Origin of the sequence: Rhodococcus sp. CX (assembly GCF_015865005.1) — a bacterium.
Lineage (GTDB): Bacteria > Actinomycetota > Actinomycetes > Mycobacteriales > Mycobacteriaceae > Rhodococcus.
On the sequence record NZ_JADZGH010000007.1, the window covers coordinates 33,737 to 44,687 of the forward strand.

Below are 10,951 nucleotides of genomic sequence, written 5' to 3' on the forward strand. Positions count from 1 at the left end.
CCGGTGCGCCGACTCGATCGCGCCGGCCATCTTCACCCCGAGCCGCAACGCTTGATCCAACGGCAGCGGACCCTGGCTGCGGATCCACGCATCGAGAGACCCCTGCTGGTGGTAGGGCATCGCCAGGTAGGGACGGCCGCTGCCGGTGGTACCGACCTGCAGGATGTGGACGATGTTCGGGTGCCCGGTCAGCCGTCCCATCGCCTGTTGCTCCCGGAAGAACCTCGCCCGGTTCTCCTCGTCGAGATCGACGGTGAGCACCTTGACCGCGACCGTGCGATCCAGGTCGGTCTGGGTGCAGCGGTAGACCACTCCGAACCCGCCGTGGCCGATCTGCTCGACCCCCTCGAAACCGGCAGCGGCCAGCTCCCCGGCCGGGTCGGGTGGGTATGTCTGCGTGTCGAGCGGATCCGCTGCGCTCATCGGAACGTGCTACTCACTCCGTCGACTCGTAGTTCGCACGCACCGGTCCCGACGGCACGACCGGCGCAAGTTCCTCCGTACGCCCCCACCTCCTGGGCGTCCCCTCAAGAATATCGCCGCGTGTCGTCCGGGGATCACGCCGAATTGCGGTCGACCGAGGACGCCGTTACGTCGCGAAGGAGCACCTGACGCGAACTACATCGGGACACAACAGATGTTGCGGCTCGCAACTATTTCTCGGCGACGATCTGGATGAGATTGCCGCACGTGTCGTCGAAGACGGCGACGACCGCGGTGCCGATGTCCGTGGGCGGCATCGTGAACTCGACACCCTTGGCGGTGAGCCGGGCATGCTCGGCCTCCACGTCGTCGACGGCGAACTGCGCCAACGGGATTCCGTCCTCCCGCAGGGCGTCCCGATACGGCTTGACCGCCGGGTGCCCCGCGGGTTCGAGCAGCAGCTGCGGTCCGTCCGGTGCGTCGGGCGAGACGACGGTGAGCCACGAGGCGTCACCGATCGGAATGTCGTGGTGCTTCACGAAACCGAGCACGTCGGTGTAGAAGGCGAGGGCGGCTCGCTGGTCGTCGACGAACACGCTCGTCAGGTTGATCCTCATCGGTCTGTCCTTTCGCGAGTGGGCCACCGCTCGGTGATCCGGGCGAGCGGTGCGGGGTCGAAGTAGTGGAACTTGGATCGTCCGCGTCGCTCCGTGACGACCAGTCCGGCGGACTCGAGCACCGCGAGATGCTGCGAGATCGCCTGGCGTGTGAGACCGAGACCGTGACGCATCGCGAGCACGGAACAGATCTCGAACAGCGTGCGGCCGTCGCCGGCCGCGAGTTCGTCGAGGATGATGCGGCGCGTCCGATCGTCGAGCGCGTGGAAGACGTCGGCCACGAGCCCCACTATAGGCAAGTGGCCACTTGCCTATCAAGTGCCGACCGACCGCGACCGGGCGTCGTACCATCGGACCCATGCGCGCTGCGTCGCTCGTCGATTCGTTCGAGGAACACCGGCCCCACCTGTTGTCGGTCGCGTACCGGCTCACCGGCAGCGTCGCCGACGCCGAAGACGCCGTCCAGGATGCCTGGCTACGACTGGACGGCGCGGATTCCGACGGCATCGAGGACCTGCGGGCATGGCTGACCACCGTCGTCGGCCGGTTGTGCCTGGACCGGCTGCGCTCCGCGACGGTCCGGCGCGAAAAGTACATCGGCCAGTGGCTGCCCGAACCGATCGTCACCCCGCTGACCGGCGCCACACCCCCGGATCCGCTCGAACAGGTCGTGCAACTCGAGGACAACCGCCTCGCCGCGCTCGTCGTGCTCGACACCCTCACTCCCGCGCAACGGGTCGCGTTCGTCCTGCACGACGCGTTCGCCGTACCGTTCGGCGAGATCGCCGACATCCTCGGGGTGGAACCCGCCGCCGCCCGGCAACTCGCGTCCCGCGCGCGCCGCGTCGCGGGCGCCGCACCCCCACCGGTGAGCGACGACGAGCACAACGCCGCCGTGCAGCGGCTCATGGAGGCGATCGCCACCGACGATCTCGAGGCGGTCGTCGCGGCACTCCACCCCGACGCCCGCATGATCGGCGATGCGAACGGCACCACCCGCACCGCCGTCAACGTCATCGTCGGACCGGAGAAGGCCGCCCGGTTCTTCCTCGGCCTCGTCCAGAAGTACGGCGAACAGTCCCTGCTCGGCTTCACGCCCGCCCTGGTCAACGGGCAGCTCGGGTTCGTCAACAGCGGATCCCCCGGTGACGCGACCCACCAGGGATTCCCGGGCCGCATCATGGCGTGCACGGTCGTCGACGGACAGGTCTGGGCGGCCTACGACATCGCGAACCCCGAGAAGCTGCGGCGCGTCAAGGTGCCGTCCCCCTGGACCGACTGACAAGAGCTGGGAGCACCCGCATGGAACAGCGCCTGAGCTTCGTGACCCTGGCCGTCGACGACGTCGCCCGCAGCCGCGCGTTCTACGTCGACGGGCTGGGCTGGACGGCGACCGTCGATGCTCCGGGCGAGGTCCTCATGATCCAGGTCGGTGCGCACATCGTCCTGTCCCTCTGGGATCGTGCGCACTTCGAGGCCGAGGTCGGTGGAACCACATCCCGCGACGGCATCCCTCCGGTCACACTCGCGCACAACGTCGCATCCCACGACGAGGTGGACAGCGTGCTCGCCACGGCCCGTGCCGCAGGCGCCGGAACCGTCACCGGCGGTACGGACCGCGAATGGGGCGGTTACACCGGCTACTTCTCCGATCCCGACGGCTTCCGCTGGGAGGTCGCCTGGAATCCGGGGCCGGTCGGCGAACTCGTGCTGCCCTGAACGGCCGACTGGTCCGCCCACGGCACGCGGCAGGCGTCGGTGCTGAAGCCCTGGTCGTGGATGCCCAGCGCCGAGTTCATGCGGGCCCGCATGTTCTCCAGCGCGATGTTGTAGGTCAGTTCCACGAGCCCGGCCTGCCCGAAGCGGCGTTCGAGGTCCGCGACCTGCTCGTCGGTGACGTCCTCGCGGACGTTGCCGGTCATCGCATCGGCGTACTCGATGGCGGCGCGTTCGTCGTCGCTGTACAGGTCCGAGGTCTTGTAGTCGGCGATGTGCTCGAGTCGCTCGGTGTCGAGTCCGTCGAGGCGCTGCAGCATCGTCCCGAAGTCGACGCACCACGAACATCCGACGTTCCAGGCCGTGCGGTACACCGCGATCTCCCGCACGTTCTTCGGCAACACCTTCGACGCCCGCTGCGCGAGCATTTCGTGCACGGCGTTGCTGCGCATCAGGCCCGGGTGGTGGGCGAGCACCGTGAACGGCTCGGGCACCTCCCCGAACATCCGCGCCGCCATCTTGTACGCGACCTTGGTCGCGGGGCCGGCCTGGTCGGGGGTCACCACGGGAATGCGAGCCATGATCGTCTCCGTTCGTCACCGGCCCCGTATGGGCCGCTCATCTTCTTGGACGAGGTAGCCTTCCCGAATGTGACACTACTGCCCGATCGAACCCACCGCACCCCCGCTACGCTGGCGAAATGGCTGAGATGACGTCACCGCGACCGGTCCGCACGGTCAACCGGCTCCGACCGTTCGCGTCCACGATCTTCGCCGAGATGACCTCCCTGGCCATCCAGCACGACGCGGTGAACCTGGGGCAGGGTTTCCCCGACACGGACGGTCCCGCCGCGATGCTCGAGGTGGCCCGTCAGGCGATCTCGGACGGCGTCAACCAGTACCCGCCCGGTCCGGGCACGCCGGAGTTGCGCCGCGCGATCACCGACGACCGCGCCGCCCGGTACGGACTCGAATACGACCCCGACGGCGAGGTGCTGGTCACCGTCGGCGCGACCGAGGCGATCAGCGCCGCGATCCTCGGGCTCGTCGAACCCGGTGACGAGGTGCTGCTCACCGAGCCGTACTACGACTCGTACGCCGCGTCGGTGGCGCTGGCCGGAGCGACCCGGCGCGCGGTCCCCCTGGAACGCTCCGGATCCGGTTTCGTGCTCGACGTCGACGCGCTGCACGCCGCGGTCACCGACCGCACCACCATGCTGGTCGTCAACACCCCGCACAATCCGACGGGCACCGTGTACGACGACGCGACGCTGACCGCGGTCGCCGAACTCGCGTGCGAACGAGATCTGCTGGTGCTGTCGGACGAGGTGTACGAACATCTGGTGTTCGACGGTCGCCGGCACACCCCGCTCGCGTCGTTGCCCGGCATGGCCGAACGCACCGTCACCGTGTCGAGCGCGGCGAAGATGTTCAACGTGACCGGCTGGAAGATCGGCTGGGCGCTCGGGCCGCGCGAGCTGATCGACGGCGTGCGCGCCGCCAAGCAGTTCATGTCGTTCGTCGCCGGGGCACCGTTCCAGCCGGCGGTCGCGTACGCGCTGACCCACGAGCAGGCCTGGGTCGCCGCACAGCGCGACGACCTGCAACGCCGGCGCGATCTGCTGTCCACGGCACTGGCCGACGCGGGATTCGGTGTACTCGATTCGGCCGGAACATATTTCGTGTGCGCGGACGTCACCCCGATCGGCGTCACCGATGCTGTCGAGTTCTGTCGTAGCCTGCCCCGGCGGATCGGTGTCGCCGCGGTGCCGGTGAGCGCGTTCGTCGATCATCCCGAACGGTGGAATCATCTGGTGCGGTTCGCGTTCTGCAAACGCGACGAGATTCTCACCGAAGGTGTGCGACGGCTGCGGACCCTGCGGGAGGCGCACTGACGTGTCGGCTCCCACCATTCCGTCCGATTTCGTGAGCCGGGCGGTCCAGCTCGCTGCCGCCGAAGGAGTCGATCTGGCGCCGGCGCTGGATGCGGCGCGGATCAGCCGGGCGGTGCTGGCGCAGCCGCACGCGCGCCTCACACCCGAGCAGGTCAGCCGGTTCACCCAGGTGACGTGGCAGATCACCGACGACGAACTGTTCGGACTCGGCTCGGGACCGGTTCCGCGCGGATCCTTCCGGGTGATGTGCCTGACCCTCATCCACTGTCCCGACCTGTCGCATGCCCTGACCCGCATGATCGAGGTCAACCGGGTCATGCGGACGCTGCCGACCCTGACGCTGACGCCGGGCCCGGAAACGACCTTCCTGGATGTGGGACTCCCCGACGTGGTGACCGAAAAGACCCGGGTCACCGTCGATTTCCTGTTGATGCTGCTGCACCGCTTCGCGGCGTGGCTGGTCGGCGGGCGGGTGCGCCTGGAATCGGTGGAAATGCCCTATCCGCAACCGGATCCGGTGCTCGCCCGCAGTTACGACGCAATCTTCGGTGTCCCCGTCACGTTCGGCGCCGACCGCGCGGCCCTGGAAATCGACAATGCCGCGCTGCGGTCCCCGCTCGTGCAGACCGAGAGCGGCCTCGAAGAATATCTGCGCGAGTCACCGAATCTCATGCTGTCGGAACGTGATTACGAATCGACGGCGTCGGCGCAGGTGCGCCGCATCTTCGAGTCGGGCATCAAGGGACGCACCGCCAGCGCGGAGGACATCGCCGACATGCTGTCGGTGAGCGCCCCGCACCTGCGTCGCCTGCTGCGGCAGGAGGGCACGTCGCTCGGTCATCTCCGGGAGGAGGTGCTGCGGGACGCGGCCATCGCGGGCCTGCGCCGCGGTGAGTCGGTGGACGATCTGTCCGCACGACTCGGCTTCTCGGAACCGAGCGCGTTCCGGCGCGCGTTCAAGCGCTGGACCGGATCCACACCACGCAGCTTCCGCTGACCTGCGGGCGGGCCCCGACCTCGGTCAGGCCACGCAGAATTCGTTTCCTTCCGGATCGGTCATGGTGACCCACTCGTACGGGCCCTGGCTTCCTCGGTACAGGACGGTCGCACCGGCCGCGACGAGCTTGTCGACGAGCGCGTCGCGGTCGTCGCCGGCGCGGATGTCGAAGTGCAGCCGGTTCTTCACCGTCTTGCCTTCCGGCACGAGCTGGAACAACACGCGCGGCCGGGCCGGGGTTTCCGGATCGGAGATCGCGGCACCGATCCTCCACACCAGTTTGCCTTCGAAGATCTCGGTATCGTCCTCCCGGGCCTGTCCGGCGGCGATGAGACCGCGGATGAAGTTCTCGTCGCTCGGCTCGACCCGCCATCCCAGCGCTTCCGCCCACCACTTCGCCTGCGTATGCGGGCTGTTCGAATCGACCGTCACCTGAAATTCGTATCCCATGTGCCGACGATACGACCGGGTACCGACAGATCAGGGACGGACGAGAATCCTGATCGGATTACCGACGTGGTTGTGCAGCTTCTCGATTCCCTCCGCGACGTTCTCGAGCGGCACGATCTCGCTGATCGAACGGGACAGATCGAGCCGGCCGCGGGAGACGAGCTCGGCGAGGACTTCGATGTCGACGTTCTTGTAGCCCAGATGCCCGAGCACCTGCTTCTGCGACAACCCGAAGTTCGCGGTCGGGCCGAGCGACGCCTCCTGACCGCTCAATCCGACGACGACCACCCGCCCGCCGCGGCGCACCGCCCCCAGCGCCTGATCGAATGTGACCTTCAGACCCGCGGAATCGAACGCGACGTCGAGACCCTTGCCGTTCGTCGCCTCGGTGATCTTGGCGGGCAGGTCGAGGTCGCGGGTGTCGAAGGCGTAGTCGGCGCCGAGCTCGAGCGCCCGGTCGAGGACGACGGGATCGATGTCGAGGGCGATGACCGGGACGGCGCCGACGAGCCGCGCCAGCTGCACGATGTGCGTACCGACCCCGCCGACGCCCCACACGCCCACGGCCTCGCCGACCCGGACCTGCCCGGTCCGCACCACGGCGCCGTAGGGGGTCGAGACGGCATCGGCGAGAATCGCCGCCCGCTCGAACGAGACGTTGTCGGGGATGCGGGTCAGGCCGCCGGCCTGCGCGACCGTGTACTCCGCCCACGCGCCGTCGTAGGCGAAGGCCATCAGCTGGATGTTCTCGCAGTTGGTCAGGTCGCCGCGGCGGCAGCTGCGGCACTGGAAGCACGGGCGCCCGGCGGACGGAATCACCCGATCACCGACCTGCCAGCCGGTGACCCCGGCGCCCAGGGCGGCGATGGTGCCGGATGCTTCGTGCCCCTGCGTGACGACCTGCAGCAGCGGCGGGAAGGTGCCGTCGAGCAGGCTCAGATCGGAATGGCAGATCCCGCAGAACTCGACCTTCACCAGTACTTCCCCGGGCCCGGGCGAGGGAATCGGAACATCTTCCAGGACATTGGTTTTCGAATCGGCATAGAATCTCGCTGCCCGCATGGTGTCGGCCATCGTCCCTCGTTCGTGTCGGCAACCCTCGTCGCTCGCGACCCTACTACCGCGACGGCCCGCGCGGTCGCCATGTGTGTTTTCCGGTTCCGGGTGGACCGAGCAGGCGCCGAATCCGGCGGCGCGGAGGCGCAGTTCGGCGCCGGAGGTGTTGCGGCACCGGCAAAGGGTCCGGGACGCTCAGCCCCGTGCGGACGGGTCCATCCAGAAGATCTGCCAGGAGTGGCCGTCCGGGTCGTCGTAGCTGCGACCGTACATGAAGCCGTGATCCTCGCTGTCCCCTGCAGCACCGCCCGCGGCGACAGCACGATCCACCAGCGCGTCCACATCCTCACGGCTGTCGGCACCCAAGCAGATGACACATTCCTTCACCTCGGAGGCGTCCGCGGTCCGCGCCGGATGGAGAGAGTCGAAAGAATCGCGCAGCATCAACATCGCGAACCGGTTCTCACCCAGTACGAGCACCAGCGCGCGGCCGTCGCTGAACTTCTCGTCGAAGGTGTAACCGAGGTCTGTGAAGAACTGCCGCGAGCGATCGATGTCGGCGACAGGCAGGTTCACGAAGATCGTCGAGTGCATGGAAAGGCTCCTCCGGTCCGCGGCATCCGAAACCGGACGCCGTCACAGGGCTGGACTCCCCGCGCCCCCGAAACTCATCGGTCCGCGGCGAACGGCATCGCGTTGTGTCCCGGGAGTGTCGCCGACGCCTACGGCTGATCTGGGACGCCTCCCGACTAGGCTCGACGCCGTGAGCGTGCGTGCAGGAATAGTCGTGACCGGGACCGAGGTACTGACCGGGAGGATCGCCGACCAGAACGGACCGTGGTTGTCCCAGCAGCTCCTGACACTCGGCGTCGACGTCGCCCACATCACGATCTGCGGCGACCGGCCCGCCGACCTGATCGCACAACTGCGCTTCCTCGCCGATCAGGGCGTCGACCTCATCGTCACCAGCGGAGGGCTCGGCCCGACCGCCGACGACCTCACCGTCGCGACCGTCGCCGATTTCTGTAACCGTGAGCTGCTGCTCGACCCCGAACTCGAAGAACACATCGCGGGTGTCATCGGCCGCTTCCGTCCGAACACCCCGGACCTGGACGCAGGGCCGACGCGTATCGGGATCCGCAAGCAGGCGCAGGTTCCCGCCGGTGCCACCGCCTTGCCGCCGACCGGCACAGCGCCGGGCGTGGTAATCCCAGCAGTGGGCGGTGACCGGCCGATCCCGACGTTCGTGATCCTGCCCGGGCCGCCCGGAGAGTTGCAGGCGATGTGGCCGAGCGCGGTCACCTCACCTGCGGTCGCCGAGGTACTGTCCCGAGCCGACGACCTGCAGCAGGAAACCGTGCGCGCCTACGGATTGCACGAGGCACAACTCGCCGAGACACTGCGCCGGGCCGAAGCAGAGATCGCCGACTTCGACCGGCTCGAGATCACCACATGTCTTCGAGGCGGCGAACTCGACATGGTGACCCGATTCGCCTCCGGCGACGCGGACGTCTACCGCCGTCTTCTCGGTGTTCTCACCGAATACCATGGGCGCCAGATCTTCTCCACCGACGGCTCCACCATCGACGACCAGCTGATCGACGTCCTCGACGGCCGGTCGATCGCGACCGCGGAATCGTGCACCGGCGGACTCGTCGCTGCGCGTCTCACCGCCCGACCCGGGTCGTCGGCCTATGTCATGGGCGGCGTCGTCTCGTACTCCAACGACGCCAAGTCCGACCTGATCGACGTACCGGCCGAGATGATCGCCGCACACGGTGCGGTCAGCGAACAGGTCGCCGCAGCGATGGCCGAGGGCGTCCGACGCCGTCTCGAAGCCGACGTCGCGGTCTCCACCACCGGGATCGCCGGCCCCGACGGCGGCACCGACACCAAACCGGTGGGCACCGTCTGCTTCGGCGTCGCGATCGACGGACGACCGACGTACACCGTCACCCGCCGTTTCCCCGGGGACCGCGAGCGGGTCCGAACCCTCACCACCACGGCCGCACTGCATCTCGTTGTCGCACAACTGAAACGATATTGAGTCTGCACCCGAGCCACCTCCCCACCGCTCTCGCCAACTTCCTCGACGTCGGGACCGCGACTCGTCGGCTTCAGCCCGTCGAGGTGATCCCGGTTTCGCTCCGCAGTGCGGCGAATGCAGCGCGGAGGTCTTCGGGGTCGTCGACCTGCAACGCCACGCGCCCGACCTGAGTGGTGGTGCGCCGGCGTTCGAGCAGATAGGGCAATTTCACCTCGATCGGTTCGCGCAGCAGCACGTCGACGTTGGTGCCGTCCGACCCGGGCAGATACAGCACGTCGTCCTCCACGATCGGCGAGGTGTGCTGGAATCTCCTGTGTATCAACGCTTTCTCGACGGTGCCGACAGGAAGGGTCGCGACCACCTGATGCCCGGACCGGACGACGAACCGGGCGTCGTCGAGCAGGTGCGGATGCACCACGCGGGAGGCGAGGATACCTAGCAGCGGCACGAAGCCGTACACCGAGACGACCAGCAGGGTGGTGCGCAGCCACGGCCAAGGCACGAGCAGGTGGATGGCGACGGTTTCGACCACACACGCGATCAGGAAAGCGATGGGCATGCCCATCGTGCCCCTGGTGTAGCCGATCGCGACCATCCCGTCGCGCAGGCCGTCGCGGCGTCGCCGGGCGAACAGCCACAGCGATCGGTAGGCGCGCAGTTCCGCGCGGATCAGGCCGGCAGCGGGGCCGGCGAGCTCGTCGAGCACGGCGTTCCAGGAGGCACCGGATCGACGCAGCGCCCGGATCCGCACGACGGTGACGGTGACGACGAGGGCGAACAACGGGAGTTCGACCGCGAGCCACAACACGAACGCGGTTCCGGGGGCGAGGATGCCGACGGCGGCGAGCACCGCGTTCGTCAGCGCCGTCAGGATCGCCACCACCAGTGCGCCGCGGTGGATCCGCTGCGCGGTCACGACTCCACCGCCCGCGCTGCGATCGTCTCGATGACCCGGACCGCGACGGCGCGTTGCGCGGGATCGGGCAGGACCTCGGCCATGTGGGGACTGTCGGCGACGTCGGCCGCGGTCGTCGCCCATTGCGCGAACATCCCGTCCGGGTCGTCGAGGTCGTCGAAGAAGGCGGCCAGGGCGTCGGCGGTCTCTTCGATGTGCTCGGTCACATCGGCGGGGTCGCGGCCGGCGAGCGCGCCGAACCGGCGATACAGGGCGACCAATTCGTGCCGGCATTCCGGGTCGGTCAGTGCTGCGGTTGCGGCGTCGACGAAGGGTTGCGGGGTCTGTCCGGACAGCGCGAGGATCTCCCAGCTGTCGCGTTCCCGGACGAACAACTCCCGCACGCGTGGATCGGTCTCACCGTCGACGAGTTCGGCGAACGCCTGCGCGAGCGGCGCGGACAGCGGCGAGAGCGGTTCACCGCGCCGGTGCAGGTCCAGCATCGCCGCGAGCGAATCGCGTTTGACCTGCAGGGTGCGCTGTTGTTCCTCGACGGCGGCGAGCAGCGCTTCGAGGTCGGCTCCGAGGTCGTCGGAGTCGTCCGTCGCACCGAGGACCGTGGCGACGGATCCGAGCGGCACCCCGGAGCGGGCGAGCCAGCGGATGCGCATGAGCCGGACCAGGTCCTCCAACGAATACACGCGGTACCCGTTGGAGGACCTCGGCGGTTCCGGCAGCAACCCGAGCCGGTGGTAGTGCCGAACCGTCCTGACGGTGGTCTCGGCCGCCTGCGCGAGCTCGCTGATTCTCATGCCCCCAGCATCAACCCTGACGTTGCGTCAGGGTCAAGTCTCCC

General features: G+C 68.4%; 14 protein-coding genes. 5 read left to right on the top strand and 9 right to left on the bottom strand.

The window, feature by feature from the left end; all coding sequences use genetic code 11:
• From I0Q12_RS31600 to I0Q12_RS00305, 3 genes are all read right to left on the bottom strand, one after another.
• Positions 1-423 (bottom strand): protein kinase (locus I0Q12_RS31600; protein ID WP_231609744.1); only part of this gene is annotated, 423 nt, incomplete at its 3' end.
• A 230-nt stretch (positions 424-653) separates the two neighbouring features.
• The gene (locus I0Q12_RS00300; protein WP_197250050.1) at positions 654-1,040 is read right to left on the bottom strand and encodes a VOC family protein; all 387 of its coding nucleotides are present in this window, start codon (positions 1,038-1,040) and stop codon (positions 654-656) included.
• A complete protein-coding gene (locus tag I0Q12_RS00305; protein ID WP_197250051.1) occupies positions 1,037-1,321 on the bottom strand; it encodes a metalloregulator ArsR/SmtB family transcription factor in 285 nt (94 codons plus the stop codon). The genes I0Q12_RS00300 and I0Q12_RS00305 overlap by 4 nt, the downstream gene beginning before the upstream one ends.
• A gap of 77 nt (positions 1,322-1,398) precedes the next feature.
• Here I0Q12_RS00305 and I0Q12_RS00310 point away from each other — a divergent pair, with 77 nt between their 5' ends.
• Both I0Q12_RS00310 and I0Q12_RS00315 read left to right on the top strand, forming a co-directional pair.
• Positions 1,399-2,322, top strand: a complete 924-nt coding sequence (locus tag I0Q12_RS00310) for a sigma-70 family RNA polymerase sigma factor (protein WP_197250052.1) — start codon at positions 1,399-1,401, stop codon at positions 2,320-2,322.
• Positions 2,323-2,342: 20 nt separating this feature from the next.
• A complete protein-coding gene (locus I0Q12_RS00315; protein ID WP_197250053.1) occupies positions 2,343-2,759 on the top strand; it encodes a VOC family protein in 417 nt (138 codons plus the stop codon).
• On the opposite strand, the gene I0Q12_RS00320 is transcribed toward I0Q12_RS00315, so the two are convergent.
• Positions 2,681-3,337 (bottom strand): carboxymuconolactone decarboxylase family protein, encoded by a 657-nt coding sequence (locus tag I0Q12_RS00320; protein ID WP_197250054.1) that lies wholly within the window; start codon positions 3,335-3,337, stop codon positions 2,681-2,683. The two genes, I0Q12_RS00315 and I0Q12_RS00320, sit on opposite strands and share 79 nt — an antisense overlap.
• A 119-nt stretch (positions 3,338-3,456) precedes the next feature.
• On the opposite strand from I0Q12_RS00320, the gene I0Q12_RS00325 reads away from it, so the two are divergent.
• Positions 3,457-4,650, top strand: coding sequence for a pyridoxal phosphate-dependent aminotransferase (locus I0Q12_RS00325; protein WP_197250055.1), 1,194 nt, complete (start codon positions 3,457-3,459; stop codon positions 4,648-4,650).
• Between the two features lies 1 nt (position 4,651).
• Entirely contained in the window at positions 4,652-5,647 is a 996-nt protein-coding gene (locus tag I0Q12_RS00330) for an AraC family transcriptional regulator (protein WP_197250056.1), read from the top strand.
• A 24-nt stretch (positions 5,648-5,671) separates the two neighbouring features.
• On the opposite strand, the gene I0Q12_RS00335 is transcribed toward I0Q12_RS00330, so the two are convergent.
• From I0Q12_RS00335 to I0Q12_RS00345, 3 genes are all read right to left on the bottom strand, one after another.
• Positions 5,672-6,097 carry a VOC family protein gene (locus I0Q12_RS00335; protein ID WP_197250057.1) on the bottom strand — a complete coding sequence of 142 codons (426 nt, stop codon included), beginning with the start codon at positions 6,095-6,097 and terminating at the stop codon, positions 5,672-5,674.
• 30 nt (positions 6,098-6,127) lie between these two features.
• On the bottom strand, positions 6,128-7,171 hold the full coding sequence (locus tag I0Q12_RS00340; protein WP_197250058.1) for a zinc-binding dehydrogenase: 1,044 nt from the start codon (positions 7,169-7,171) through the stop codon (positions 6,128-6,130).
• 177 nt (positions 7,172-7,348) lie between these two features.
• Entirely contained in the window at positions 7,349-7,747 is a 399-nt protein-coding gene (locus I0Q12_RS00345; RefSeq protein ID WP_197250059.1) for a VOC family protein, read from the bottom strand.
• A 169-nt stretch (positions 7,748-7,916) separates the two neighbouring features.
• Between I0Q12_RS00345 and I0Q12_RS00350 the strand changes: the two genes are divergently transcribed.
• Positions 7,917-9,200 carry a competence/damage-inducible protein A gene (locus I0Q12_RS00350; protein ID WP_197250060.1) on the top strand — a complete coding sequence of 428 codons (1,284 nt, stop codon included), beginning with the start codon at positions 7,917-7,919 and terminating at the stop codon, positions 9,198-9,200.
• Between the two features lie 70 nt (positions 9,201-9,270).
• On the opposite strand, the gene I0Q12_RS00355 is transcribed toward I0Q12_RS00350, so the two are convergent.
• Both I0Q12_RS00355 and I0Q12_RS00360 read right to left on the bottom strand, forming a co-directional pair.
• Positions 9,271-10,116: a hypothetical protein gene (locus I0Q12_RS00355; protein WP_197250061.1), complete on the bottom strand. Its 846-nt coding sequence runs from the start codon at positions 10,114-10,116 to the stop codon at positions 9,271-9,273.
• Positions 10,113-10,907 (bottom strand): MerR family transcriptional regulator, encoded by a 795-nt coding sequence (locus tag I0Q12_RS00360; protein ID WP_197250062.1) that lies wholly within the window; start codon positions 10,905-10,907, stop codon positions 10,113-10,115. Before I0Q12_RS00360 ends, I0Q12_RS00355 begins: the two co-directional genes overlap by 4 nt.
• Positions 10,908-10,951: the final 44 nt, after the last annotated feature.

Coding starts and splice junctions, on each gene's coding strand:
- I0Q12_RS00300 (WP_197250050.1), bottom strand. CDS start 1,040: ATGAGGATCAACCTGACGAGCGTGTTCGTCGACGACCAGCGAGCCGCC.
- I0Q12_RS00345 (WP_197250059.1), bottom strand. CDS start 7,747: ATGCACTCGACGATCTTCGTGAACCTGCCTGTCGCCGACATCGATCGC.
- I0Q12_RS00325 (WP_197250055.1), top strand. CDS start 3,457: ATGGCTGAGATGACGTCACCGCGACCGGTCCGCACGGTCAACCGGCTC.
- I0Q12_RS00340 (WP_197250058.1), bottom strand. CDS start 7,171: ATGGCCGACACCATGCGGGCAGCGAGATTCTATGCCGATTCGAAAACC.
- I0Q12_RS00310 (WP_197250052.1), top strand. CDS start 1,399: ATGCGCGCTGCGTCGCTCGTCGATTCGTTCGAGGAACACCGGCCCCAC.
- I0Q12_RS00315 (WP_197250053.1), top strand. CDS start 2,343: ATGGAACAGCGCCTGAGCTTCGTGACCCTGGCCGTCGACGACGTCGCC.
- I0Q12_RS00360 (WP_197250062.1), bottom strand. CDS start 10,907: ATGAGAATCAGCGAGCTCGCGCAGGCGGCCGAGACCACCGTCAGGACG.
- I0Q12_RS00320 (WP_197250054.1), bottom strand. CDS start 3,337: ATGGCTCGCATTCCCGTGGTGACCCCCGACCAGGCCGGCCCCGCGACC.
- I0Q12_RS00335 (WP_197250057.1), bottom strand. CDS start 6,097: ATGGGATACGAATTTCAGGTGACGGTCGATTCGAACAGCCCGCATACG.